Origin of the sequence: Streptomyces sp. NPDC005808, from assembly GCF_042871385.1 — a bacterium.
Classification (GTDB): Bacteria; Actinomycetota; Actinomycetes; order Streptomycetales; family Streptomycetaceae; genus Streptomyces.
Genome location: NZ_JBIAIK010000019.1, coordinates 92,703 through 118,627, shown reverse-complemented (window position 1 = coordinate 118,627; position 25,925 = coordinate 92,703). Strand labels below are relative to the sequence as shown.

The following is a 25,925-nucleotide window of genomic DNA, read 5'->3' as shown; positions in this document are numbered from 1 at the left end:
CCAGCCCTGGGCTCGCACTCACGTTTCCCCGGAGGGGCGCAGTCGTTGGGCCCCCTGTGAAGCACGTACAGACGCGCGCGTGGCGCGCAGGGGCCGCGCTGGCGGCCACACTGACCTGGGCCGGACTGCTGGCGGGAATTTCCGGTTGCACGTCGAACGGGATGGACGAGGTGCTCGGCAAACCACCGTCGCCCGAGGACGTCATCCGCGTCTCGCCCGACGACAACAGCAAGGCCGTGCGTCCTGACGAGACACTCGAGGTCCGGGTGGACAGCGGGCGCCTGGAGTCCGTGCGGGTCGTCAAGGAGCAGGACGCACAGGAGGCCTCGGTGCCGGGCCGCATCTCCGAGGACGGACTGCGCTGGCTTCCCCATGACGAGGGGCTCGCGCTCGCCGCCAGGTACACCGTCGACGTGGTGGCCGTCGACGGGTACGGGCGGCGCTCGGCCCGGCACACGACGTTCACGACGTACGTCCCCGAAGAGCGGTTCATCGGATACGTCACCCCGGAGAACCGCTCCACCGTCGGCACCGGAATGATCATCTCCCTGGAGTTCAACCGGGAGATCGAGAACCGGCCCGCCGTCGAGCGCGCGATCCAGGTGAACGCGAAGCCGGCGGTGGAGATCCGTCCGCACTGGTTCGGCAAGGACCGCCTGGACTTCCGGCCCGAGAACTACTGGAAGCCGGGCACGGAGGTCACGGTCACCCTGGGGCTGCGGGATGTCGAGGCGGCCCCGGGCGTGTACGGGCTGCAGTACAAGACCTTCTCGTTCACGGTCGGCCGCAGTCAGGTCAGCCTCGTCGACGCCGCCGACCACACCATGGACGTACGCCGCGACGGCGAACTCCTCGCCACGGTGCCGATCACCGCGGGCGCCCCCAAGAGCACGACGTACAACGGGAAGATGGTGGTCACCGAGATGCTGGAGGTGACCCGGATGAACGGCGCCACGGTCGGCTTCAAGAAGGCCGACGGCAAGGGCGAGTACGACATCCCGGACGTCCCCCACGCGATGCGTCTCACCGACTCCGGGACCTTCCTGCACGGCAACTACTGGGCGGACGGGGTCTTCGGCAACACCAACGTCAGCCACGGCTGCGTGGGCCTGAAGGATGTGAAGGGCGGCGGCTCGGACACCCCGGCGGGCTGGTTCTTCGACCGCAGCCTCATCGGTGATGTCGTCGAGGTCGTCAACAGCAAGGACAAACAGGTTGCTCCCGACAACGGGCTCGGCGGGTGGAACATGACCTGGAAGCAGTGGAAGGCGGGCGGCGCGGTGAAGTAGGACGACAAAGGGGTACGCGCACGGTGCCCCGGCTCGCCCCCCACACGGCCCAAGTTGGGACTGAACGGTGACAATCCCGGAGGGCCATCGCTTCCGGCCGTGTGATTAATTAGCGCGATACGCGCGTGGGACGCGCTGGGGTGCGGGCCTGACCAGGCCGTGCGAGGGGAGAACGAACGTGAACGGGCGACCGATATCGGGGCCGTCGGTTGGACCGCGGACACACAGACGCAAGGGGATCCTGGCAGTACTGCCGGTGGTGCTTTTGCTCGCCGTGACCGCGTGCGGCGGGGGAGGGGACTCGGACTCCGGGTCCGGGGACGGGAAGGGCCAGGCGACCGGGAGCTCGGGAACGGCCGACACCAAGGTCTCGCAGGCCGTCGTGAGCATCGCCCCGAAGGACGGTGCGGGCGATGTGGCCACCAGCGGCGCGCTCAAGGTGAGCGCGGCCAAGGGCAAGCTGACCGAGGTCACCGTCGAGGACACCAAGGGCAATGATGTCGAGGGTGAGATAACGGGCGGGGGCACCACCTGGACGCCCTCGACGCACCTCGCCTCGGCCACCAAGTACAAGGTCCACGCGGTGGCCGAGGACTCCGGCGGCCGTGAGTCCGCCGAGGAGTCCGCGTTCACCACGCTGACCCCGAAGAACACCTTCGTCGGCATCTTCACGCCCGAGGACGGCTCCGAGGTCGGCGTGGGAATGCCCTTCTCGGTCAACTTCACGCGGGGCATCACGCAGCCGGAGGACGTCGAGAAGGCGATCACCGTCAAGACCGAGCCGGCCGTCGACGTCGAAGGCCACTGGTTCGGCAACGACCGCCTCGACTTCCGTCCCGAGGAGTACTGGAAGGCCGGTACGAAGGTGACGGTGGAGCTCAACCTCGACGGTGTCGAGGGGCGGCCCGGTGTCTACGGCAGCCAGGCCAAGACCGTGTCCTTCACGATCGGCCGCAGCCAGGTCTCCACCGTCGACGTCAAGACCAAGACGATGACGGTCAAGCGGGACGGCAAGACCATCAAGACCATCCCGGTGACGACCGGCAAGCCCGGCTACGACACCTGGAACGGCCAGATGGTCATCACCGATCGCCTCGAAGTGACCCGTATGAACGGTGAGACGGTCGGCTACGCCGGCGAGTACGACATCAAGGACGTACCGCACGCCCAGCGTCTGACCACCTCCGGCACGTTCATCCACGGCAACTACTGGGGCGGCGACGCCTTCGGCAACTACAACGCCAGCCACGGCTGCATCGGCCTGAAGGACGTCCGCGGTGGCTACGACGGCAAGGTGGCCGCGGCCTGGTTCTTCAATCAGTCGATGACCGGTGACGTGGTGGTCGTGAAGAACTCCGACGACCGGATCGTCGACCCGGACAACGGCCTCAACGGCTGGAACATGTCCTGGGAGAAGTGGAAGGCCTGAGTCCCGGTGACGACGGGCCCGGTGTGCTGTGACTGAGCACACCGGGCCCGATGTCGTTAACGGCCACTAACCTGCTGCCATGACTGTGCATCTTGAAGTTGCCGAGGGCGTCGGCACCATCCGGCTCGACCGTCCGCCGATGAACGCGCTGGACGTCGCCACGCAGGACCGGCTCAAGGAGCTCGCCGAGGAGGCCACGGGCCGGGACGACGTGCGCGCGGTGGTGCTGTACGGCGGGGAGAAGGTGTTCGCGGCGGGCGCGGACATCAAGGAGATGCAGGCCATGGACCACGCGGCGATGGTCGTACGGTCCCGGGCCCTGCAGGACTCCTTCACCGCCGTCGCCCGCATCCCCAAGCCCGTCGTCGCGGCGGTCACCGGGTACGCGCTCGGCGGGGGCTGCGAGTTGGCGCTGTGCGCGGACTACCGCATCGCCGCCGAGAACGCGAAACTCGGCCAGCCGGAGATCCTGCTCGGCGTGATCCCCGGCGCGGGCGGCACCCAGCGGCTGTCCCGGCTGATCGGCCCGTCGCGGGCGAAGGACCTCATCTTCACCGGGCGGATGGTGAAGGCCGACGAGGCGCTGTCACTGGGCCTGGTGGACCGGGTGGTCCCCGCCGAGGAGGTGTACGCCCAGGCGCACGCGTGGGCCGCGCGGCTGGCGCAGGGACCGGCGATCGCGCTGCGTGCCGCGAAGGAGTCCATCGACGCGGGTCTCGAGACCGACATCGACACCGGGCTCGCGATCGAACGCAACTGGTTCGCCGGGCTGTTCGCGACGGAGGACCGGGAGCGCGGGATGCGGAGCTTCGTGGAGGACGGGCCGGGGAAGGCGAAGTTCCGGTAGATCGTCCACCGTGAGTTCCTCGGACTGCCCACCGTGAGGACGCCGGATCGTCACTCGTGGGTCCCTGGACTGTCCACCGTGAGTCCGGCAGAACTCGCACGGTAAGTTCCGCTTATCCACTTGCAGTTGACGAGGTGTCTTACCCGGTGTCCCTCGAAGGGCTGGATTAGGCGAGCCTTAAGGCAACCTTAAGGCAGCCTTGTCGAGGGAGACCGGGGATTGCCCTCAAGTGGGCAGTCCTAGCAGGTCAGATGGGCTGTGGTGAGGTCCGAACTGCCTGTGGCATATGCCGACCTGCTGCCGCGGAATGGGAGATTCCGGGGGGCGTATTCCTTCGGAACGGCCCCGAAAGGGCCTCTGGGCGGCCATGATGGGGGCATGGCGGGGCTGGAAGGTATCGAACCGCCGCGGCGGCACGTAAGTGCGACCGCGGCGCGCTGGACGCCTGCGGTCGAAGACGAACAGGCGCTCAAGGCGGTCGAGTTGTTCGGCAACCCGGTCGAGGCGGAGGTGCCGCTGCCGTCCCGCCCGGAGTCCGCGGCCACCGCGCGGCGGCTCACCCAGGTAGTCGTCCTGCGGCACTGGGGGCTCTCGCCGAAGATGACGGAGGACGCCGTCTTATTGGTCTCCGAGCTCGTCGGCAACGCGGTACGGCACACCGGCGCCCGTGTCTTCGGGCTCCGTATGCGCCGTCGGCGCGGATGGATCCGTATCGAGGTCCGCGACCCCTCGCGCGGCCTTCCCTGTCTGATGCCGGTCCACGAAATGGACCTGAGCGGCCGTGGCCTCTTCCTCGTCGACAAGCTCTCCGACCGCTGGGGCGTCGACCTACTGCCCCGCGGCAAGACCACCTGGTTCGAAATGCGCGTCGCCGACCGCTGATCCCGCATGCACGGGAACCCTGGCCGCTGGAGTTTCGTGACGGCCAAGCCCTGACCGCTGCCAGCGGCAGACGCCAAGCCCCTACTGCGCGGTTTCGAGACCCCAGTGCTCCCAGGGTGCGCTTCCCGCGACCCGTCCCCCAATTGGTGCAATTGCGAGTATTTCTGGCAATTCACCCTTAAATGGGCCGGGTGACCACGCCCGCTCGCCCTCCTGGGCCACCCACCGAAGGAAGCGTTCCGCGTACGGCGCCTGACCGGCGTGCGGCGCTGCGTTCGGGTGCCGCGCTCGCGGTCGGAGCGGTCGGAGCGGTCGGAGCGGTCGTCGCGGCCGGGACGCTCGCCGCCGGATGCTCCGCGCCCGGGGCCGCCGCACCCCTGGCCGACCGCGCTCGGAGTGCATCCCCGGCCGACCGCACTCGCAGAGCATCCCCGGCCGCGTCCGCCCGTAGCGCACACCCCGCCGCCCCCGCCGGTAGCGCACACCCGGCCGCGCCCGCGGCCGCGCCCCGCCGCTTCCCGCATCAGCCCGTGGAGATCGTCCACGGCCCCCGCACCCGACCCCGAGTCGCCCTCACCTTCCACGGCCAGGGCGACCCCGCCATCGCCAGGGCGGTCCTCGACGAGGCCGAGAAGGGCGGAGCCCACATCACCGTGCTCGCCGTCGGAAGCTGGCTCGACGAGCACCCCGACCTGGCGCGCCGCATCCTCGACGGCGGCCACGACCTCGGCAACCACACCCTCCGGCACCTCGACATCAACGCGCTGTCCGAGGCGGAGGCGGACGCGGAGATCCGGGGCTGTGCGCAGCGGCTGCGCCGGCTGACCGGCTCCATCGGTACCTGGTTCAGACCGTCCCGTACCGCCCACGCCTCCCCGCTCGTCGCCCGCCTCGCCCGCGGCGCGGGCTACCCGCACGTCCTCTCCTACGACGTCGACCCGCTCGACTTCACCTCGCCGGGCGCCCCCGCCGTCACCCGCAGGATCACCGGCGCGGTCCGTAACGGATCCGTGGTGAGCCTGCACTTCGGGTACGTGGACACCGTCGCCGCGCTGCCCGCCGTCCTGGAAGACCTGAACCGCCGCGGCCTGCGCGCGGTCACCACCACGGAGCTGCTGAGCTGATGCACCGGAACCTTACGAAGCGCACCCTGGTCGCGGGCGCCGCCCTGGCCGTCCTCGCCGCCTGCGGCACCGAGTCCGGGGACCACGCGAACGAGGCCCTCGGCACCAAGGGTGCCGTCGAGCCGGCCCCGCCCAAGAAGCCGCAGGCCGCCCAGGGGCTGCCCGGCATGCCTCCCGTGCTCGACCCGACGGACGTCTACGCCGCCGACCGCCCGGGCAAGCTCTCCCCGGCGGTCAAGGACTTCCCGTCCCGCGTCTACGTCCCCAACACCGGGTCCGACACCGTCTCGGTGATCGACCCGAAGACGTACAAGGTCATCGACACCCTCCACGTCGGCCGCCAGCCCCAACACGTCGTCCCCTCCTGGGACATGAAGACGCTCTGGGTCAACAACAACCGCGGCCACACGCTCACCCCCATCGACCCGAAGACGGGGAAGGTGGGCAAGGAGGTCGAGGTGCACGACCCGTACAACCTCTACTTCACGCCCAACGGCAAGTACTCCGTCGTCATGGCCTCCCTCGACCGCGAACTGGTCTTCCGCGACGCGCACACCATGAAGCGCATCAAGACCGAACCGGTCAGCTGCTACGGCGTCAACCACGCCGACTTCTCGGCCGACGGCCGTTACTTCGTCGTCTCCTGCGAGTTCAGCGGCGAACTGCTCAAGGTCGACACCGAGAAGATGAAGGTGATCGGAAAGCAGAAGCTCCCGTTCGACGGCGCGATGCCGCAGGACGTCAAGATCTCGCCGGACGGCAAGAAGTTCTACATCGCCGACATGATGGCCGACGGCATGTGGGTCCTGGACGGCGACAGGTTCACCGAGCCCACCCTCCTCCCCACCGGCAAGGGCTGCCACGGCCTGTACGTCAGCCGCGACTCCCGCGAGATGTACGTCTCCAACCGCGGCGAGGGCTCCGTCTCCGTCTTCGACTTCGCCCAGAACAAGCTGACCAAGAAGTGGCACCTGCCGGACGGCGGCAGCCCCGACATGGGCGGCGTCTCCGCCGACGGCAAGGTCCTGTGGCTGTCCGGGCGTTACGACGCCGAGGTGTACGCCATCGACACCCGCACCGGCGTCCAGCTCGCCCGCATCCCGGTCGGCAGCGGCCCGCACGGCCTCGCCGTGTACCCGCAGCCGGGCCGCTACTCACTCGGCCACACCGGCATCTTCCGCTGACCGAACGGCATTTGTACGAGGTTCAGTGCGCGGTGAGCAGCGCCTCCGCGCCCACCGGAACGTAACCGGCCGCCTGGAACGCCCGCACACTGCGGGCGTTCCCCGGCGACAACTGGGCCCACACCGGCTCGCCCCCGCCCAGCTGCCGCGCCGCCGCGGCCAGCGCACGCCCCAGCCCCCGTTGCCGTACGGCCTCGTCGACCTCCACCGCGGCCTCCAGCCGCCCGGCGACTCCGCGCCCGAGGATCAGCACCCCGCCGTCGGCGGCCCACACCCGTACCTTGTCGCGATGCCTGAGCGCCCGAGCGACCCGGTGATGCTCGGGGTCGTGGATCTCGGTCAGCGCGAGCCGCGGCTCCCCCGGGAGCGGCGCGGCGACGGTGAGCAGGTCGATCGTGTCGTTCGAGCGCGCCGTCCGGTCCATGAACGCCGCGAGGAACCGCGGGTTCATCGTCGCGGCGAGCGCGTCGCAGTCGATCCCGTCCAGGGTGCCGCGCACCCACTCCTCGTCCTCGTCGGTGAAGACGACGGAGTGCGCGGTGAAGGCCAGGACCCCGGCGTCGCGGTGGGAGTGCTGGCGTACGACAGTCGTGCCGCCGTCGGCCGGCGGGAAGACGCCCCGCGCCGCCGCGTCCAGAATGTCGCGCAGAGTGTCAGCCATGACGCCCCGTCCCTCGCACTTGAGTCTCCACCCACTGGAAGGCCCAGACTCCCAGACATGATCGAAGACGGCACCGGACTGTTCACCATCGGCGAGCTCGCCCGGAGCACGGGTCTGTCGGTGCGCACCATCCGCTACTGGTCGGACGAGGGCGCGCTGCCCCCGGTGGCCCGTTCGACGGGTGGCTACCGGCTGTACGACGCCGCGTCCGTGGCCCGCCTCCAACTCATCCGTACGTTGCGGGAGTTGGGCCTCGGACTGAACGACGTACGCCGTGTCCTGGCAGGCGAGACCACGGTCGCGGAGGTCGCCGCCACGCATGTCGCCGCACTGGACGCGCAGATCCGATCGTTGAAGGTGACCCGGGCGGTGCTGTCGACCGTGGCGCGACGCGGCTCGACCGCAGAGGAGACGACCCTGATGAACAAGCTGGCGCGGCTGTCGGCCGCCGAGCGGAAGCGGATCACCGACGACTTCATGGAGGAGGCCTTCGCGGGCCTGGACACCGCGGACCCCGACATCCGCACCCGGATACGGTTCGGCATCGCCGAGCTGCCCGAGGACCCCACGCCCGCGCAGGTGGACGCCTGGGTCGAACTGGCAGAAATGTTGCAGGACTTGGGCTTCCGTGCACGTATGCGGAAAATGATCGAGTTCAACGCGGCGGACCGGGGGCCGGAGGTGCCGGCCGGTACCTCCCTGTGGTTCATGAGCCGGCTGGTGCAGCTCGCGGTCGAGGCACGGGAACGCGGCGTCGCCCCTGAGTCGCCCGAGGCCGAGGAAGTGCTGGTCGCGCTGCTGGGCAACGCCGATCGAGCCGCCGTACTGGAACGCCTGGAGTCTGCCGCGCAGGTGGAAGTGGCCCGCTTCCGGGAGTTGAACGCACTGGTTCGTGGCACGGAGCCGCTGTCCGCGCACCGGGAGGAGTTCGCCTGGGTGGTCGCCGCACTCCGTGCCGGGCGCGCCCGATAATCTGACCTCCGTTGACGAGGCAGTAATGCACTACGAAGGGGCGGATCCGGTGGCGGACATCGAGGAAGCACGCAAGCATTTCGAGCGGATCGACACGGACGGGGACGGGTTCATCACGGCCGCCGAGTTCAAGACCGCTCTCGCCCAGGGCGGGGACTGGAACGTCACCGAGACGGTCGCGGAGGCCGTGATCGCCAGCCGCGACCTCAACGGCGACAAGCTCCTGTCGTTCGAGGAGTTCTGGTCCCACCTCAACAAGTGAGCCATGCGGAGAAGGGGCGCTGCCGTGCTGCGGGGGCGCCCCTTCGGCATGGGCCGCTCTCCTTGGTCACTCGTTGGTCACTTGTTCGCCGAGGCCGGTGGAATAGCGGGCCCGGTCCCCGGGGTTGATGATCCATGTCAGGAGCATTCACCCCAGAAGGGTCTGTCTCATGAAGATCGGCATCATCGGCGCGGGCAACATCGGCGGTAACCTCACCCGGCGTCTCACCGCCCTCGGCCACGACGTCTCCGTTGCGAACTCCCGCGGCCCGGAAACCCTCGCCGCCCTGGCGGAGGAGACCGGCGCGACAGCCGTCAAGGTCGAGGACGCGGCGCGCGGAGCCGAGGTCGTCGTGATCACGATCCCCGTGAAGGCGGTGCCGGACCTGCCCTCCGGGCTGCTCGACGAGGCGGCGGACGGGGTCACCGTCATCGACACCGGCAACTACTACCCGCAGCAGCGCGACGGCAGGATCGCCGCCATCGAGGACGACGGCCTCACCGAGAGCCGCTGGACGGAGCAGCAGATCGGCCACCCCGTCATCAAGGCCTTCAACGGCATCTACGCCCAGAACCTCCTGGATCTCCCCCGCCCGGCGGGCGCCCCCGACCGCATCGCCCTCCCGGTAGCCGGCGACGACGAGGCCGCCAAGCGCGTCGTCCGCACCCTCATCGACGAACTCGGCTTCGACACCGTGGACGCCGGCGGTCTCGACGACTCCTGGCGTCAGCAGCCCGACACCCCCGTGTACGGCCTCGCGGAGGACACCGCCGCAGTGACGAAGGCCCTGGCCGAGGCGTCGCCGGAGCGTCCGGCGGGCTTCCGCGCCTGACGGGGCTTGGCCGGCATGGGGGAGGGGCTGACACGGGTCCGTGTGATCCTCGGTCCCAGGGTCTGGTGCGGCCCGTCCGGTGGCTCGGTCCTCACCGAGTCCCGGGCCGCACCGTAGCGCTGTCCGTACGACACAGACGGCACTTGGTACCGGCCCTGTAGGCGACGGCGTCGTCCTCGCCGCGCCCGACGACCCGGGCCGAGGAGACCCGGGCGTAGATCGCTGCAACCGGGAACACCCAGGTGCGTTCCTGTCGCGCGACAGAAATTAAGGAAGCCTGTTTCGCCTGAGTGACACGCCGATGTCCATTTCGTGAGCCACTCTTCACTGCCGGGCGCACATGCCGCCGGCGGGGCCTTTTGGCAGTTCAGTACTCGGTTCGTTCTCGGTCGGGGCCCTGGCGGACCGTCAACTCCAGCGACCCGAGATCGGAATGAATCAGACATTACGGCACTTCGAACAGGTCGGGAACGCCTTTGGGAGGCTGGCGGTAACAGGCCTCCCGTCAACTCCTTAACGGGTGCGTCATGCGGCTTAACGAGAACGTTATGAATGACCGCTGAAGTGTGGCCCTGCAGGGAGGCTTCGTGACGAAGCTCTTTCACAGCTCAGGGGCGGTGGCGTTCGATGACAACCACGACAGTGATTCTTGTGGGGCGCCTGCTCACCGGTTCACACCAGGGCACCGCACACGTGATCCGCGACGCCGCACTCGTCATCCAGGACGGGACGGTGCGGTACGCAGGACCGCGTGCGGACCTGCCCGACCTCGACGGTGACGGGGTCGAGATCGACGCCACCACTTCTCTGATCATGCCCGGACTGGTCAACGCTCACCACCATGTCGGACTCACCCCCACCCAGCTCGGGGTGCCCGACGACTCGCTCGAACTGTGGATCGCCCGCAGGCACGGGCCACCGGCGGTGGATCCCTACCTCGACACCGTGTGCGGTGCCGAGGACCTTCTCGCCGGCGGCGTGACCACAGTCCAACACCTCAACGGGCGCCTGCGCGGCGACCCGGAGGAGTATGGGGCGGAGGACACGGCCGTGCTGCGGGCGTACGCCGACGTCGGCATGAGGGTGTCCTATTCCCGGGGACTGACGGACCAGAACCGTTTCGTGTACTCCGACGACGAGCAGTTCATCGCTTCGCTCTCGCCGGCCGAGCAGGCGGCAGTGCGCATGCTGAAGCCCGCCTGCTACGAACCCCCCGAAGAGCAACTGGCGTCGAGTTACACGCGCCTGCGCGAAAAGTGGCATGGGGCCGCCGACGGCCGCATCGCCATCCAGCTCGCGCCCGCGAACCTGCACTGGTGCAGCGAGGAACTGCTGCTGGCCGCCGCCGAGATCTCCGCGCGCGACGACATCGGTATGCACATGCACCTCTCCGAAACGCCCTACCAAGAGGTCTACGCCGCCCAGCTCCCCGGCGGCCGCACCGCAGTGCGGTACCTGCACGAACGCGGACTGCTGTCCTCTCGGCTGACCCTCGGCCACGCCGTGTGGATCGACGAATCCGACATCGAGCTGCTGGCTGCCAGTGGCACGCTCGTCTGCCACAACCCCAGCAGCAACCTGCGGCTCCGCAGCGGCCTGGCACCAACGGCGCTGCTACGGGCGAATGGCGTCCGGCTGGCACTCGGGATCGACGAGGCAGGTCTTGCCGACGACAGAGACATGTTCAACGAGATCCGGTTGGCGTGGGCGCTGGCACAGGCACCCGGTCAGGACACCACCGCGCGTACCACTGCGGCCCAAGTACTGGACATGGCGCTGGAGGGCTCGGCGGCCACCACACCGTTCGCCGGCCGCATCGGCCGCCTGGAGCCGGGCTATGCCGCGGACTTCCTGGTGCTGGACTGGGAATCGGTCACCGGCGCCTACCTCGACCCGTCGGCCGAACAGATCGATGCCGTCGTACGACGGACACGACCCGCTGCGTTGCGGCAGGTGTACGTCAACGGCGAACTCGTCTTCGCCGAAGGCCGTACGACCAAGGTCGACAGCTCCGCGATGCGGACCGAACTACGCCGATTCATGGCCGGTCGGCAAGGCCCTGAACAACAGGACCGCCAATCCGCTGCCGCGGCGCTCGAGGCCGCTGTGGCCCGCTTCTACACCGGCCCCCCGTGGCGGAAATGGCGGGAATTCACGCAGCAGAGGGCGTCATGGAACAACCTCTGACCGCCGTGAAACGGGGCCGGAACCACCCGCTCATTACCGATGCGACAGCGCCGGGCGCGTCGCGCGTGACGACGAGGAAGGGGTCGAAGTGATCGACGACCTGATGTGTCCACAGATCGGCGCAGGGACCGCTGAGTACGAGTGGATGACATGGCAGGAGATCGACGAGGAGGCCCGGCGGGATACTCCCGTGGTCATCTCGGTGGGGGCAACCGAGCAGCACGGCCCGCACCTACCGGTGTCCGCGGACTGGGCGATTCCACAGGCGCTGTTGCGGCTCGCCGCGGCCGAACGGCACTTCGTCGTGGGTCCGGCGCTCCGGCTGGGCTACCGCTCCCGTCCCGGCAGCGGAGGCGGCCAGCACTTTCCTGGCACGCTTTCGCTACGCGCCACCACATTGATGGCGGTGTTGGAGGACGTGCTCAACGAACTCGTGCGCGTGGGCTTCACTCGCATCGTTGTCTACAACTGGCACTTCGAGAATGCCGGATTCGTGTACGAGCCGGCCTTCCTGGTCTCTGAACGCCACCCGCAGGTCAAGATTGTGGTGGTGGAGCAGGGCTTGCCGCAGTTCTCCGAAGAGGATCTGGCGGAGCTGTTCCCGGATGGCTTCCCCGGTCTCGAACTGGAACATGCTTCGCTCATCGAGACCTCGCTGTTCGCCTATCTGCGGCCCGGTGCCATCCGGGAAGACCGGATCCGCGACGACGCGCCGCTTCGGCATCCGCCCTATGACGTGGTGCCGATCGACACGACGATGTCCACCGCCAGTGGCGTCCTTGCCTCGCCCACCAAGGCGAGTGCGGAGAAGGGAAAGCTGTTGGCCAAGCGGATCAGCGAGCACATCCTGGACATCATCGAAACGGAATTCCCGGCATCGAGCGCGGCCGGCGCGTAGGACCAAGGCACGGGGGCGGGCCGCCACAGCCGACTGAGCCGAAGCCGCCGAGCCAGGCCGCCCAAGTCACCGTTGGACGCAGGGAGGGCGCGATCCCGTCGCACGCCACCACGGCGGCGGACGGAGGCGTCGAGGCCGTGCTCGCGGCCGCCTCCCGGCCGGAGGGCAAGGCGACTGTGGAACGGGCCGCCTTCCCCCCTCCCCAGACGGGGACGGAAGCCGCCGGGGGGAAGGGCGTGGTCCTACGCCGGGGCGGTGCGGTCGGCTCGGATCAGGGCGCGCAGCAGGGTGTCGGCGCCCAGGACGAGGTCGTCGGGGGTGCTGGCCTCCTGAGGGCAGTGGCTCAGGCCGCCCGTGCTCGGGATGAAGATCATCGCGGTCGGCGCGAGCCGCGCCATGATCTGAGCGTCGTGTCCGGCGCCGCTGTGCAGACTGTGAGGGGGCACACCGAGTTCGCCGGCCGCCGCCGCTACGCATCCAGCCAGCCAGCGGTCGGCCGGCACCGGGGTGACGACCGGGCCGGAGCGCAGCTCGATGGTTGTGCCGGTCAGCCGGGCGACAGCGCGAGCGGCGTCCGCCAGCCGTTCCAGGGCGTCGGTGATCCGGTGCGGTTCGGTGTCCCTGACGTCGACGCCGAGTACCGCCCGGCCCGGGACGATGTTGCGGACACCTGGTCCGGTCCGTACGACGCCGGTGGTGGCCCTCTGCACGTGACCGTCCGCGGCCAGGGACTGGACGGCGAGAACAAGGTGGGCGGCGGCGACGGCGGCGTCCTGCCGTTCGCCCATGGGGGTGGTGCCCGCGTGGTTGGCCTGGCCGGTGATGGTGATGTCGGCCTTGGCCTGCCCGGTGATCGCGGTGACCACCCCGATCCTCCGGCCCAGGCCCTCCAGGACTGGCCCTTGCTCGATGTGCAGTTCGAGGAAAGCGGCGACGTCGGCCGCGTCCCAGACTGCTTCGACGAGGCGGCCGGGATCGCCGCCGCCCGCCGCGATCCGGGCCGCGAGCGTCATTCCCTCGTCGTCCGCCCTGGACAGGTCCGCGGCGGTGATCAGCCCTGCGACCGCTTTGGACCCGGTCATTCCGGGCGTCCCCCAGGCGCCTTCCTCGTTGCTGAACGCCGCGACGACCAGGTCGTGGCCGAGGCGGATGCCGGCGGAACGCAACGCGTCCGCCGCCTCGACGGCCGCCAGGACGCCGTAGGCGCCGTCCAGGGGCCCGGCTTCCATGACGGTGTCCAGATGGCTGCCCGTGACGAGTGCTGCCCGGCGGCCGCTTGAACCGGGCAGTCGGCCGAACAGGTTGCCCGCCTGGTCGGTCCGTACGGCCAGCCCTGCCTCGGTCAGCCAACGGGCGACCACGTCACGGGCCTCGGCATCCTGCGGGGAGTAGGCCGGGCGGGTCACCCCGCCGTGTCTGCCGTCCGTGATAGCAGCGAGCCGCCGGATTCGCGCCAGCAGCCGTTCGCCGTCGATGCGGGGCCCGGACGGGGCGGTCACGGGTTCCTGCTCAGCGGCCGAGGAGGTCACCGGCACGCTCGTTCGCTGCCAGGTGAGCCTGGTAGGCCCGCCATCCGCCGAGGTCCGCGATGTCGACGACCTTGTCAGGGGCGGCAATCCGCTCCGGCTGCAGGATCATCGCGTGCACGGTGGATCCGTCCTCGAGCTGGATCGAGCCGAGTTCGAGTTCCTGGGGCTCCTCGGGCAGCAGCTGGTCGAAGAGCATCTCGTCGGGCATCTCGTACAGTTCGCCGTTGATCGACAGACCGCCGGACTCGACGGGCAGCAGGCCGGGGAAGGAATCGCGCACGGCGAAGAAGCGGTAGCCGGCGGCGGTGCGGGCCGGACCGAGGAACGTGGCACCGATGACGGCTCCATGGTCCTTCTGGCCCGACATGGCCGTGCCGTTGAGGAACATGCGTCTCATGGGAAGCACCTTTCGTGGGAGGGCGGGGCAGGCCGCTTTGACCCTGTGCCGGTGGCGCGCATGCGTCATCGCGCGTCCGCCCCGTGGAACGGAGTGGAAGGGATGTACTGGTGTGGGGTGTTCGTGGGACTGGCTGCGCTCCGGAAGTCCCGCCGCCGGCGCGACTTCCGGAGCACGGCCTAGGCGGTCGTCTCGGGTTCGGCCGCTGCCTGCCGGGCGTCCGCCTCGCTGCGCCGTACGTGGGCTTCGGCGGCGGCGACCGCACGCGCGGTGTCACCACTGGCCAGTTCCTTCAGCAGCAGTTCGTGCTGGTGGACCGGGGGCTGGGTGTGCGCGGGCTGCCGGTAGCTCAGGTCGGCGGCGATCTCCAGGTACTGCAGTAGGTGGTTGTCGAGGAAGCCGGCGAACCTGGCCCCGAACGCGACGCGGTAGATGGCGGTGTGGAAGGCCAGGTGTGCCTCGCTGAACGCGTTCGAGGCCGGGCCGTGCGCGGTGACGGCCTCGTCCATGGCGGTGAGTAAGCCCCTGGCTTCCTGCCACTGTTCCGGCTTGGCTCGTTCGCAGGCCAGCCGGGCCGCGAGCTCGTCGAGTTCGGCACGCACCAGGAACAGATTCTCGACGTCCTCCGGGTCGAGCGGGCGGGACCACAGACCTCCGCCGACGCCGCGCTCGGCGAACCCGTCGCTCTGCAGGCGGCGCAGCGCGTCGCGCACCGGGGTCCGGCTGACGCCCAGCCGCGCGGCCAGCTCAGTCTCCAGCAGGCGGGTGCCCGCGGGGATGTTGCCGGTGGCCAGGGCCTTGCGCAGGCGCCGGTAGACGTGGTCGTAGGTGTGCATCCGCCGGACCTCGGTCGGCAGGGCGTCCACCTCGCTGAGGCCGGAGTCGCTCGGCCTGCTGTCCATGGTCGGTTCAACCTTCTGGGATCGGGGGTCGGACACGATCGTCAACTCTGTCCACTCGCCTGGCGTGAAAGGTGTCGGCCGGCGCCGGGGGTGCCGACGAACAGGCCGTTCTCCACGACCGGCGCTCCGGCGGCGATGACGGTGCGGACGGCGCCGGTCAACTCCCATCCCTCGTAGAGGCTGTAGTCGACGTTCATGTGGTGCGTCGCCGCGCTGATCGTGGTCCGGGCGGCAGGGTCGAAGACGACCAGGTCCGCATCGGAACCCACCGCGATCGTACCCTTGCGCGGGTACAGGCCGAACAGGCGGGCCGGGGCCGCGGCGAACACCTCCACCATCCTGCGCAGCGACAGATTCCCGGCCACGACGCCGGAGTACAGCAGGGCCAGCCGGTGCTCGATACCGGGCCCTCCGTTGGGGATCTTCGAGAAGTCGCCGCGGCCGAGGGTCTTCTGTCCGTTCAGGCAGAACGGACAGTGGTCGGTGGAGACCACCTGCACGTCGCCGCCGCGCAGGCCGCGCCACAGGGCCTCGTGATGGGAGGCATCCCGCAGGGGTGGGGTGAGCACGTACTTGGCGGTGTCGAAGCTCTCGTCGTCGTAGACGCCGGAGTCCAGGAACAGGTAGTGCGGGCAGGTCTCGGCGAACACCGGACGTCCCCGGTCCCGGGCCGCGGTGACCTCGGCCAGCGCCTCGGTGCACGACAGATGCACGAAGTACACCGGTGCGTCCGCCATCTCGGCGACGGCGATGGCGCGATGGGTGGCCTCGGCCTCGGCGAGTACGGGCCGGGTGCGGCCGTGCCAGGACGGCCCGGTGCGTCCCGCGGCCAGGGCGCGGCGCACCAGCACGTCGATGACCGGTCCGTTCTCGGCGTGGACGCACACCAGCGATCCCACCTGGCCGGCCCGCTCCAGGACCTGGAACAGGACGGCGTCATCGACCATGAGCTCGCCCGGATAGGCCATGAAGAGCTTGACACTGGTGACGCCCTCGTCGGCGAGTTCGTCGATCTGGCCGAGCGAGCCCTCGTCGAGCTGAGTGATCACGATGTGCTGGCCGTAGTCGATGACCGCTTTGCCCTCGGCCGCGGCCATGCCGTCCTCGATGGCCGCGCGCAGGTGCTGCCCGGGCCGCTGCTGGGCGAAGTTGACGATCGTGGTGGTGCCGCCGAAGGCGGCGGCGATGGTGCCGGACTCGTAGTCGTCGGCGGTCGTGGTGCCGCTGCCCAGGCGGGAGGCCAGGTGGGTGTGTGGGTCGACGCCGCCGGGGAGCAGGTAGCAGCCCGAGGCGTCGATGACCTTGTCGGCGACGGCCGGCAGCGACGCGCCGATGGTGGTCACCCTGCCGTTCTCGACGAGGACGTCGGCGACGTAGTCGTCGGCCGCTGTGACCACCCGTGCGCCGGTGATCAGGAGGCTGCTCATGCTCCGCTCTCCCCTGCCGCCTGGCCGCCGAGCCATGTCCGCTCGTCGCCGCTCCAGTGGTTGATGCCCATGGGCTCGGCGCAGCAGCGCTGGTAGATCTGCGCGACGTAGGGCTCGAAGACCTGGTTGGCCTGCTCGACGGTGGCGAAGCGCTCCATGTACTCGGCGGCCAGCTCCCGCAGTTCGGCCAGCACCGCCTCTTCGTCGATCAGCAGGCAGCGGCCGTCGCGTACTACGACGTCACCATTGACCCACACCTCGCGGATCGAGTCGCCGTTCTCGACGTAGACCAGCTGCGAGGGGACGTCGTTGAGCGGCGTGAAGTTGACCGACCGCAGGTCGAACACGACGAAGTCCGCCTTGCGGCCCGGCTCGATTGCCCCGACCTCGTCGGTCAGGCGGGCCGAGCGGGCGCCGCCCCGGGTGGCCGCCCACAGGACCTCGTCGGCGGTGGGCCAGGTCCGGTAGTCGGGGTGGCTGACCTTGTGCAGCAGTGCGGCGGACTTGACCACGTCCAGCATGCGGGCGCTGTCGTTGGTGGACAGTCCGTCGCTGCCCAGGCCGATGTTGACGCCGGCGTCGAGCAGGGCACGCCAGGCCGCGATACCGGACCCGAGTTTCAGGTTGGAGAGGGGATTGTGCGCCACCGATGCGCCGCTCTCGCCGAGGCGGGCGATGTCGTCGTCGGTGAGCCAGATGCCGTGCGCCAGGGTGGCGCGGTCGCTGAGCACTCCGAGCCGGTCCAGGTGGGCGACCAGGGTGGAGCCGTAGAACTCCCTTCCGGTCACCGCCTGCATCTTGGTTTCCAGTACATGGATGTGGAGCGTGGTGTCGTGCTGCTTGGACAGTTCGTCGGCGGCGACGAGCAGGTCGTCGGTACAGCGCTGCGGCCCGCTGGGCGCGATCACGTACCGCAGCCGTCCGGCGCGGCCGTCGTAGCGGGCCAGCGCCTCCTTGCTGAATTCCAGGTATTCGTCGGTGGTTCGCGGCGTCGTCCCCCGCGCCGCGGCCAGCAGGTCGGGCGGGAGCACCTCGTCGACGAAGGGGAGGGTGTCGATGTAACGGCGGTTGACGATGTTTCCGGAACAGTTGGCGCGGATGCCGATGTCCTCGTAGCCGCGGAAGACCGCGTCGAGCGCGTCCATGCTCTGTGTCGGCATTTCGATCACGTCGTCGAGCAGACAGGTCGTGCCGCTGCGCAGCGACTCCATACCGACCAGCAGGGTCCGCAGATACACCAGCCGTTCCGGCATCGGCTCCAGGCCGAGGATCGGGTAGGCGAGCAGCATCCACAGTTCCAGCGGCAGGTTGTCGTAGCGTCCCTTGAACAGCGCCTCCCACGAGTGCACATGGGCATTGACCAGGCCCGGCATCAGCAGTCGGTCGGTGGCGTCCACGACGGTGGCACCGTCGGGCACCGGAAGGTCCTTCCCCACCGCGCTGAAGCGGTCGTTCTCGACCAGCACGTCGGCGCGGAAGGGCTCGGCACGGCGTGTGTCGTCCATGGCGACCACAAGTGCGTTGCGGAAAAGGGTTGTCACGAACAGGACCTTCCAAGAGAGGGGGCCGGGGGGCCGGGGAACAGGTCGGTTCGGCGGTGCTCGAAATAGCGCAGCCGCTCACGGGTAAGGGCCAGCAGATCGAGGTCGAGGTCGGCGATCACCAGCCCGGGGCCCTCGTCCTCGCGGCGGTGGGCCAGCAGCTCCCCGTCGGGGCCGACGATGGCGGACTCCCCGAAGTTGTCCACCGCCTTGCCTGCGACCCATTCGGTGCCGACCTTGTTGGCTGCCACCGCGAACAGGCCGTTCTCCCGGGCGTGGGTGCACAGCTCCCCCAGGAAGAAGGCGCTGCTGTCCCCGCCGCTGCCGGCCACCGGCACGGCCACTAGATCCGCGCCCAGCGAGCGGGCCTCGCGCCAGCACTCGGGGAAGCGGCGGTCGTAGCAGATCAGGGTGGACAGCCGCAGAGTGCCCAGGTCGTGCACGCCCAGCCAGTCACCGGGAGTGAAGTGTGCCGGTTCGTCGAACCCCGGCGGGGGGTCGTCACCGACGGGCAGATGCAGTTTGCGGGCGACGTGGTGGGCCTTGCCCCCGCGGTCGACGGCCGGGACGATCCGGCCTCCTCGCAGGACCACGGCCGCGTTGTGCCGGGTGCCGGTGGACGGGTCGTACTCGAACAGCGGGAGGATCACGGTGATCCCCAAAGATGCGCCGAGGGCCCCGATCTCGTCGGTCAGCCGGCCCGGCACCGGCTGCGCCCAGTGGTCGTACGCCCCGGCCGGCTCGGCGGCGAAGTACGGCACGGTCGCCAGCTCGGGGAGCACCACCACGGCGGCGCCCGCCCGGGCCGCGCCGTGCAGCGCGGCATGGACGGCGGCCAGGTTCGCCGAGGGGTCCTCGGCGCAGGCGGGCAGTTGCGCCGCGGCGATCCGCACCGTACTCATGACGCCGCCTGTTCCTGTTGCGCGAAGGCCCTGTCCACCTCATCGGCAAGCAAGTCGATGAGGCGGTCGTGCAGCTGGTGGTACTCCGGCGAGCGCGGGTCCCGGGGGCGGTCCAGCTCCACGGGGATGACCGCCTTGATCCTTCCCGGGCGGGCGGTGAACACCACGATCCGGTCGGCGAGCGACACCGCCTCGTCGATACTGTGCGTGACGAACAGCACCGACGCGCCGCTGTCCCGCCACACCTGTCCGATGAAGTCCTGCAGTTTGGCGCGTGTCTGCACGTCGAGGGCCGCGAACGGCTCGTCCATCAGCAGGACCTTCGGCTCCATCGCCAGCGCGCGTGCGATCGCCGCTCGTTGCCGCATGCCGCCGGAGAGTTCGTCGGGGTGCTTGTCCAGTACGTCGCCGAGCCCCATGGTGCGCAGCAATTCCTGTGCCACCCGACGGCGTTCGGCGCGAGGCCGGCCGCGGAGTTTCAGGCCGAAGCCGACGTTCTCCGCCACCGACAGCCACGGATACAGCGACGACTGCTGGAAGATCATGCAGCGGTCGGGTCCCGGTTCGACGACCGGTTCGCCGTCGGCTTCGATCGAGCCGCCGGTGGCCTGCTCCAGGCCCGCGATCAGCGACAGCATGGTGGACTTGCCGCAGCCGCTGGGGCCGAGCATCACCACGAACTCGCCGGGAGCCACATCCAGATCGATGCCCTCAAGGGCGACGGTCTCCTTGCCGGTGCCCTCGGCCCAGACCTTGCGTACCGAACGGCAGCGCACCGCGCCGCTATTGTGCCGTGTCACCGCGTCACCTTCCCTGACCGGCTGGTGCCCACCACAGCAGCCGCTTCTGCAACTGGCGGAAGAGCACGTCCATGACGTACCCGGTGGCCCCGATCAGGGCCATGGTGAAGAACACCAGGCTGGCGTTGAAGGTGTTGCGGGACAGTACGACGACCTGGCCCAGGCCGCTGCCCACACCCACCGCCTCGGCGATGAGCACCACCATCCACGCGGCGAACAGATTCATCCGCAGCGTGCGCAGCAGCCCGGGCAGGACCGCCGGCAGCACCACCTGGAACAGCATTTGCTTGCGGGTGGCACCCAGCGTGCGTGCCACGTCGAGATACGTCCCGCTCACCGATTCGATCTCGCTGACGGTCGCGAGGGTCATGACGAAATAGACGCCGACGAACACCATGAAGACGGCCGGTCCGTTGCCGATGCCGAACAGGAAGATCGCAACCGGCAGCCAGGCCACCGGTGAGATCGGAGCCAGCAGCGTCAGCATGGGGATCGAAAGCCTGTTGAAGATCGTGAACCGGGTGACCAGGATGCCGGTCGCCAGGCTCGCCACGAACCCGATCGCCAGCCCGGCCAGTACCCGGGCGACGGTGGCCAGCACCGTGCTGCCCACCGCTACCAGCGGCGCCGCCTGCGCCTGGCCGATGGTGTCCGACTGGAAGAACTTGGCCTGGGCGGAGAAGTGGCGCAGGAAGATGTGCGGCGGCGGGAGGAGCAGTTCCGGAGCCCATCCCACGGCCCAGGCCAGCTCCCACAGGCAGGCGAACAGCCCGACGGACGCGACCCACCAGGCGGCGGACACAGCGCGGCGGCGCAACACGGCGGGCAGCTGTTGCACCGCTGTGGCCGGCGCGGACGCGCTGGTCAGAGCGCCCTCGGTCGGCGGCGTCACGCGGTCTTCAACTTCAGTGAGGTGTACAGGTCGGGGTTCTCCTTGATGACCTGCTCCAGGAGGGTCCAGTCGAAGATCTTCTCGTCAGGAAGCTTCTTCAGGTAGCCGAGCTCCATCATGTTCTGGGCCCGGTCCAGCATGAACTGCGCCTTGTCGCGCTGGTCGGTGACGTTGGGCTGCTTGGTGGAGGCGAGCAGCACGTCGGCCAGGCTCGCCTTGAAATAGGTACCGGTGGTGGCCTTCACCGCGCTCTCACGGTCCTGTTCGGTCTGCTGCTGTCCCTTGAACAGACCCTTGATGACGGCCTTGACCGCATCCGGGTTCTCCTGGAGCAGTGGGTTGCGCACCGCCAGCACACAGTCGGTGTAGCCGGTTCCGTAGACATCGGTGCCGTCGGAGAGCTTGACGGAGCCGGGCCGCCCCTTGAGCGCCTGGGTCGCGTAGGGCTCGATGTGGCAGATGGCGTCGATCGAGCCGCTGGTAAAAGCCTGGGCGAGTTCGGGCGAGGTGCCGAAGTAGCGCACCTTGACGTCCTTGAAGGACATCCCGGCCTTCTTCAGGTAGTCGTACGGCAGCATCTCCAGCGTGTCGGCCTGGAAGGTGCCCAGCGTCTTGCCGCGCAGGTCCTGCGCGGTCTCGATGCCCGGCTGGGCCGCGATCACACAGCCCTGGACACCGCCTCCCGCCACGATCGTCACCGGAGCACCGGCGTCGTGCAGCGTCATGAACTGGGTGTACGGGATGAGGGACATGTCGACCTGACCCGCACCGAAGAGGGTGACGATGTCGGCGTTCGTCGGCGTCACCACGAATTGCACGTCGACGTCGGGCTTGGCCAGTCCGCGTTCCTTGAGCAGGAACATGCTCAGGTTGCACAGGCCGGTGCCGTGCGTCGCCTTCAGGGTGACCTTGGCGCCGGAAGCGCTGCCAGAGCCCGTCGAGGAGCCGGACTGGGCACCGCCGCATGCGGTGAGCAGCCAGGACGGTATGGCCACGGCGGCGCCGGCGGCCGCGGTACGGCGGAAGAGTTGTCTGCGGTCCAGGGAAGTCCCGGTGATGCTGGGGCGGTTGTCGGTCATGGCTTCTCCTTGACAGAGGTGGCGGGGGTCGGGACGGGGACGGAGGGGATGGCCAGAGGGGCGGGGGAGGCAGGCGCGGCGCCGATTTCGGCGTCGAGCAGGTCCAGGGCGATGGCACCGGTGGGTGTCTCGGCGTCACGGGGTACGAGGTCGAGGGATCGCAGGCTGTCCCACCGGCCGAGCACGGCCGAGCGCAGCGGCCGGATGTCCACCCAGGCGGGTTGCAGGCGGGCGGCCTCGGCCAGTTCCTCGACGCCGAAGCCGGGATAGAAGGGGAGCGCGTGCTCCAGGGCGGCAACCGGATCGGCGATGATGAGCCGCTCCGCCGTGAGCATGGCGCGCAGTGCCGAGCGCACCTGATCGGGGCGTTCGCGCAGGAACTTGGCGGAGGCGACCAGGACGGTGTCGGGGAAGGGGTCGCCCCACAATTCGGTGCCGTAGGACAGGGTCCGCGCGCCTTCGCCGCGCAGCCGGTTGGCGTACGGCTCGGCCAGGGTCAGGGCGGTCAGTTCGCCGGACCGCCATGCGTCGATGGCCTCGTCCAGGACGTCGAAATAGCGCAGTCCCACGTCCTGCATGCCCAGCCCGGCGGCGGCCAGCACGTCGTGCAGCAGCACCTCCATCGGGTCCGCGCGGAAGGTGCCGACCGGCTGCCCGGCCAGCGAGGCGACGTCATCGACATGCGGCTGGGCCAGCACCGCGACACCCATCAGGCCGCTGCCGCCCACCAGGACCGGCGGGTCGTCGCGGAAGGCGTCGATGAGTGGCTGGGTGAAGGCCGCGGTGCCCAGGTCGGCCACCCCGGTGGCCAGCAACTCCGCAGTGGAGTTGATGTCGTTGAAGTAGGGGGCGTGGACCTCCAGACCCTCGTCGGCGAACAACCCCTCCCCCACCGCGACGAACAGCGGCAGGTTCGACAGGGAACAGCCGTGGGTGAGTACCAGTCGCTCGCTCATGCCGCGCAGCTCCCGTCGTGTGCGTGCGGCGCTGCGATCAGCAGCGGCACGGAAGGAACCTGGTGTGCCACGACCTGCCAGCCGGCCGGCGGGCCTGCCGACTCGCCTGCCGCATCCGGGCTTGCGGCGAGCACCGCCGTGGTGTGGACGACCAGGCGGTCGTCGTGGTCGGCCATCAGGAACGCCGCGGCGTCGTCGAAGGCGACGGCCACCACGGCGTCATGCCCCAGGTCGGCGCTGGCGGCCACCTTGACGTCCCGGCCCGGCATCGCGATCCATCCGCCGACCAGTTCGTCCAGTGCGGTGGCGGCCACCGCGCTGCCTGCGGCCAGCCCGTCCAGAGCCGCGACCACGGCCCCGGGCAATGACGGGTCGGTGGGCGCGGCAGCGACCAGCGCCACGGACGCGGAGCCGCAGCAGCGCGATCCGGCTTCACCAGCCGCGATGCGCAGGCGCAGGCCCACGACGCCGGGGAGCGCGGCGACTTCGTCGTCCCCAGCCAGCCCATCCCGTTCGAGGGCGGTGAACACCCCCGCCGCTCGCATTGTGTCCTGTATACATCGCATGGAGAGGATGAGACAGCCAGCGCATTAACGGCTGATTTCCTACTTGTGGGTCGTCCGTTAATCATTGGGGCGAACGGTTACAGGTGTGCGCATGTCCGCCATTGCGACACCAGGGCTTCAGTGCCCGGTGTAGCGGCACTTGTGATGGTCACTGCCGCCGCGACAGCGATCGCCCCGCTCCGGACAATGGAGGTGGGCGAGGGGGTGGGCAACGCGGACATGGGGGGCTGCGACGAGACCGCGCCACGGTGGTCGCCGCGGCGAGATCACGGGCCCTGGTCTGGCGTTACCCGCGCTTGTCACCCGGGGAGCTGTCGATCAGTAACCCCTTTGTCCGACAGGGCGGTTGGGGTCGCAGGATCCGGTATGACGGAGGGGACTGAGGCAGCGTTGTCGGCACAGCTCGGCAAGTTGCTGCCGCATCTGGATGAGCGGCAAGGGAAGTAATCGAAACGGCCACAGGGGTATTCCAGACAAAGAGGGACCGCCTGCCTTGGGGCGGTGCACCCCGCCGGCCTAGTCATCGCGCACGGTGACAAGGGCCTGCCGTCGCCCAGGAGGCTGTCCCTCCCTCCAGCAGTCACGAGATCGGGGGAGCGCGGATGTTCAGCCCGTCACGAGGGGGACGAGAACAGGCACCGCGTGTGTCTCCGGTCGGGGCCGGGGGAGGAATCCCTCGCCCGAGCCAGGCGTCACGAGAACTCGTTCGAGCAGAGCCCACGGCAGTTGAACTGGTTAGCCGACGGGCGCGACGGCCCACAACCTGGGTGGCCTCTCTTGCGGAGCCGAACAGGGATCGCAGATGTCGCGAACCTCCAGGTCAGGCACCCGTCCTGTGGGATTTCCTGGGGACTCTTCGGGGAATTTCCGCCGCGTAAGCAGGGAAGGCCCCGACAGCACTGAAAGACACGAACGCGCTGGTCAGGCCCCACCCCCTCAACACTCGATGATGTTCACCGCAAGCCCACCCCGCGCCGTCTCCTTGTACTTGACGCTCATGTCCGCGCCCGTCTCCTTCATGGTCTTGATGACCTTGTCGAGGGAGACCTTGTGGGAGCCGTCGCCCCGCATGGCCATTTTCGCGGCGGTCACCGCCTTGACCGCGGCCATGCCGTTGCGCTCGATGCAGGGGATCTGGACGAGGCCGCCGACCGGGTCGCAGGTGAGGCCGAGGTTGTGCTCCATGCCGATCTCGGCGGCGTTCTCCACCTGTTCGGGGCTGCCGCCGAGGACCTCGGCGAAGGCGCCGGCGGCCATCGAGCAGGCCGAGCCGACCTCGCCCTGGCAGCCGACCTCGGCGCCGGAGATGGACGCGTTCTCCTTGAAGAGCATGCCGATGGCCCCGGCTGCGAGCAGGAATCGTACGACTCCCTCCTCGTCGGCGCCCGGTACGAAGTTGATGTAGTAGTGCAGGACCGCCGGGATGATGCCGGCCGCGCCGTTCGTCGGGGCCGTGACGACCCGGCCGCCCGCCGCGTTCTCCTCGTTCACCGCCATCGCGTAGAGGGTGATCCACTCCATCGCGTGGGCCAACGGGTCGCCCTCGGCGCGAAGTTGGCGGGCCGAGACGGCGGCGCGGCGGCGGACCTTCAGGCCGCCGGGCAGGATGCCCTCGCGGGACATGCCGCGTGCCGTGCAGGCCTGCATGACGCGCCAGATCGCGAGGAGGCCTTCGCGGATCTCCTCCTCCGTCCGCCAGGCGCGTTCGTTCTCCAGCATCAGCGCGGAGATCGAGAGACCCGTCTCGCGGGTCAGTCGCAGCAGCTCGTCGCCCGTGCGGAAGGGGTACTTCAGGACGGTGTCGTCCAGCTTGATGCGGTCCTCGCCCACCGCGTCGTCGTCGACCACGAAGCCGCCGCCGACCGAGTAGTACGTCTTCTCCAGTACGAGTTCGCCCGCGGCGCCGTACGCGAAGACCGTCATGCCGTTCGCGTGGTACGGCAGCGTTTTGCGGCGGTGCAGGATCAGGTCGTCGGAGAAGGAGAAGTCGATCTCGTGCTCGCCCAGCAGCCTGATGCGGCCCGCCGATTTGATCTCCTCGACCCGGGCGTCGGCCCCCTCCACGTCCACCGTCCGCGGTGAGGCGCCCTCCAGGCCGAGCAGCACCGCCTTGGGGGTGCCGTGCCCGTGGCCGGTCGCGCCCAGGGAGCCGTACAGCTCGGCGCGTATCGACACCACCGAGTCCAGCACGGCCTCGTTGCGCAGTCGTCGGGCGAACATGCGTGCCGCGCGCATCGGGCCCACCGTGTGGGAGCTGGACGGGCCGATGCCGATCGAGAACAGGTCGAAGACCGAGATGGCCACGGGAACTCCTCAAAGCAGGCAGAACAGGGTGGTGCAAGGGGCGGGCGCCGCCCACAGCTGTCA

At 69.4% G+C, this 25,925-nt stretch carries 24 protein-coding genes; 11 read left to right on the top strand and 13 right to left on the bottom strand.

Translation table 11 applies throughout. The annotated features are described in order from the left end of the window. Nucleotides 1-56: 56 nt before the first annotated feature. The 6 genes from ACFYPC_RS32490 (at nucleotide 57) to ACFYPC_RS32465 (ending at nucleotide 6,755) form a co-directional block, all read left to right on the top strand. Nucleotides 57-1,289 carry an Ig-like domain-containing protein gene (locus ACFYPC_RS32490; RefSeq protein WP_391890035.1) on the top strand — a complete coding sequence of 411 codons (1,233 nt, stop codon included), beginning with the start codon at nucleotides 57-59 and terminating at the stop codon, nucleotides 1,287-1,289. A 178-nt stretch (nucleotides 1,290-1,467) separates the two neighbouring features. Next, on the top strand, nucleotides 1,468-2,718 hold the full coding sequence (locus ACFYPC_RS32485; protein ID WP_391890033.1) for an Ig-like domain-containing protein: 1,251 nt from the start codon (nucleotides 1,468-1,470) through the stop codon (nucleotides 2,716-2,718). Between the two features lie 79 nt (nucleotides 2,719-2,797). Beyond that, a complete protein-coding gene (locus tag ACFYPC_RS32480; protein ID WP_391890030.1) occupies nucleotides 2,798-3,565 on the top strand; it encodes an enoyl-CoA hydratase/isomerase family protein in 768 nt (255 codons plus the stop codon). Between the two features lie 273 nt (nucleotides 3,566-3,838). Beyond that, the gene (locus ACFYPC_RS32475; protein WP_391890098.1) at nucleotides 3,839-4,447 is read left to right on the top strand and encodes an ATP-binding protein; all 609 of its coding nucleotides are present in this window, start codon (nucleotides 3,839-3,841) and stop codon (nucleotides 4,445-4,447) included. 182 nt (nucleotides 4,448-4,629) lie between these two features. After that, nucleotides 4,630-5,571, top strand: coding sequence for a polysaccharide deacetylase family protein (locus ACFYPC_RS32470; RefSeq protein ID WP_391890027.1), 942 nt, complete (start codon nucleotides 4,630-4,632; stop codon nucleotides 5,569-5,571). Continuing rightward, nucleotides 5,571-6,755, top strand: coding sequence for a hypothetical protein (locus ACFYPC_RS32465; protein WP_391890025.1), 1,185 nt, complete (start codon nucleotides 5,571-5,573; stop codon nucleotides 6,753-6,755). Before ACFYPC_RS32470 ends, ACFYPC_RS32465 begins: the two co-directional genes overlap by 1 nt. 22 nt (nucleotides 6,756-6,777) lie before the next feature. On the opposite strand, the gene ACFYPC_RS32460 is transcribed toward ACFYPC_RS32465, so the two are convergent. Continuing rightward, nucleotides 6,778-7,416, bottom strand: a complete 639-nt coding sequence (locus ACFYPC_RS32460) for a GNAT family N-acetyltransferase (protein WP_391890022.1) — start codon at nucleotides 7,414-7,416, stop codon at nucleotides 6,778-6,780. Between the two features lie 57 nt (nucleotides 7,417-7,473). Between ACFYPC_RS32460 and ACFYPC_RS32455 the strand changes: the two genes are divergently transcribed. From ACFYPC_RS32455 to ACFYPC_RS32435, 5 genes are all read left to right on the top strand, one after another. Continuing rightward, nucleotides 7,474-8,388 (top strand): MerR family transcriptional regulator, encoded by a 915-nt coding sequence (locus ACFYPC_RS32455; RefSeq protein WP_391890019.1) that lies wholly within the window; start codon nucleotides 7,474-7,476, stop codon nucleotides 8,386-8,388. Between the two features lie 49 nt (nucleotides 8,389-8,437). Beyond that, nucleotides 8,438-8,650 carry an EF-hand domain-containing protein gene (locus ACFYPC_RS32450; RefSeq protein ID WP_391890096.1) on the top strand — a complete coding sequence of 71 codons (213 nt, stop codon included), beginning with the start codon at nucleotides 8,438-8,440 and terminating at the stop codon, nucleotides 8,648-8,650. 169 nt (nucleotides 8,651-8,819) lie between these two features. Further along, entirely contained in the window at nucleotides 8,820-9,482 is a 663-nt protein-coding gene (locus ACFYPC_RS32445; RefSeq protein ID WP_391890016.1) for an NADPH-dependent F420 reductase, read from the top strand. Between the two features lie 627 nt (nucleotides 9,483-10,109). Continuing rightward, nucleotides 10,110-11,669, top strand: a complete 1,560-nt coding sequence (locus tag ACFYPC_RS32440) for an amidohydrolase family protein (RefSeq protein WP_391890013.1) — start codon at nucleotides 10,110-10,112, stop codon at nucleotides 11,667-11,669. An 88-nt stretch (nucleotides 11,670-11,757) separates the two neighbouring features. Further along, on the top strand, nucleotides 11,758-12,567 hold the full coding sequence (locus ACFYPC_RS32435; RefSeq protein ID WP_391890010.1) for a creatininase: 810 nt from the start codon (nucleotides 11,758-11,760) through the stop codon (nucleotides 12,565-12,567). Between the two features lie 242 nt (nucleotides 12,568-12,809). On the opposite strand, the gene ACFYPC_RS32430 is transcribed toward ACFYPC_RS32435, so the two are convergent. From ACFYPC_RS32430 to ACFYPC_RS32375, 12 genes are all read right to left on the bottom strand, one after another. Next, complete coding sequence (locus tag ACFYPC_RS32430) at nucleotides 12,810-14,066, bottom strand: Zn-dependent hydrolase (protein WP_391890007.1); 1,257 nt, start codon at nucleotides 14,064-14,066, stop codon at nucleotides 12,810-12,812. Nucleotides 14,067-14,076: 10 nt separating this feature from the next. Further along, nucleotides 14,077-14,493, bottom strand: a complete 417-nt coding sequence (locus ACFYPC_RS32425; protein ID WP_391890004.1) for a gamma-glutamylcyclotransferase — start codon at nucleotides 14,491-14,493, stop codon at nucleotides 14,077-14,079. A gap of 179 nt (nucleotides 14,494-14,672) precedes the next feature. Further along, on the bottom strand, nucleotides 14,673-15,395 hold the full coding sequence (locus ACFYPC_RS32420; RefSeq protein ID WP_391890001.1) for a GntR family transcriptional regulator: 723 nt from the start codon (nucleotides 15,393-15,395) through the stop codon (nucleotides 14,673-14,675). Nucleotides 15,396-15,436: 41 nt separating this feature from the next. Next, on the bottom strand, nucleotides 15,437-16,822 hold the full coding sequence (hydA, locus tag ACFYPC_RS32415; RefSeq protein WP_391889998.1) for a dihydropyrimidinase: 1,386 nt from the start codon (nucleotides 16,820-16,822) through the stop codon (nucleotides 15,437-15,439). After that, on the bottom strand, nucleotides 16,819-18,363 hold the full coding sequence (locus ACFYPC_RS32410; protein WP_391889995.1) for an amidohydrolase family protein: 1,545 nt from the start codon (nucleotides 18,361-18,363) through the stop codon (nucleotides 16,819-16,821). Before ACFYPC_RS32410 ends, hydA begins: the two co-directional genes overlap by 4 nt. After that, entirely contained in the window at nucleotides 18,360-19,265 is a 906-nt protein-coding gene (locus ACFYPC_RS32405; RefSeq protein ID WP_391889992.1) for a carbon-nitrogen hydrolase family protein, read from the bottom strand. The genes ACFYPC_RS32410 and ACFYPC_RS32405 overlap by 4 nt, the downstream gene beginning before the upstream one ends. After that, nucleotides 19,262-20,065, bottom strand: a complete 804-nt coding sequence (locus ACFYPC_RS32400; RefSeq protein ID WP_391889989.1) for an ABC transporter ATP-binding protein — start codon at nucleotides 20,063-20,065, stop codon at nucleotides 19,262-19,264. The genes ACFYPC_RS32405 and ACFYPC_RS32400 overlap by 4 nt, the downstream gene beginning before the upstream one ends. 4 nt (nucleotides 20,066-20,069) lie before the next feature. Next, nucleotides 20,070-20,957: an ABC transporter permease gene (locus tag ACFYPC_RS32395; RefSeq protein ID WP_391889986.1), complete on the bottom strand. Its 888-nt coding sequence runs from the start codon at nucleotides 20,955-20,957 to the stop codon at nucleotides 20,070-20,072. Then, nucleotides 20,954-22,036 carry an ABC transporter substrate-binding protein gene (locus ACFYPC_RS32390; protein WP_391889984.1) on the bottom strand — a complete coding sequence of 361 codons (1,083 nt, stop codon included), beginning with the start codon at nucleotides 22,034-22,036 and terminating at the stop codon, nucleotides 20,954-20,956. Before ACFYPC_RS32390 ends, ACFYPC_RS32395 begins: the two co-directional genes overlap by 4 nt. Beyond that, nucleotides 22,033-22,992 carry an ABC transporter substrate-binding protein gene (locus tag ACFYPC_RS32385; RefSeq protein WP_391889981.1) on the bottom strand — a complete coding sequence of 320 codons (960 nt, stop codon included), beginning with the start codon at nucleotides 22,990-22,992 and terminating at the stop codon, nucleotides 22,033-22,035. Before ACFYPC_RS32385 ends, ACFYPC_RS32390 begins: the two co-directional genes overlap by 4 nt. Beyond that, a complete protein-coding gene (locus ACFYPC_RS32380; protein ID WP_391889978.1) occupies nucleotides 22,989-23,558 on the bottom strand; it encodes a hypothetical protein in 570 nt (189 codons plus the stop codon). Before ACFYPC_RS32380 ends, ACFYPC_RS32385 begins: the two co-directional genes overlap by 4 nt. Before the next feature lie 936 nt (nucleotides 23,559-24,494). Further along, a complete protein-coding gene (locus ACFYPC_RS32375) occupies nucleotides 24,495-25,862 on the bottom strand; it encodes an L-serine ammonia-lyase (RefSeq protein ID WP_391889976.1) in 1,368 nt (455 codons plus the stop codon). Nucleotides 25,863-25,925: the final 63 nt, after the last annotated feature.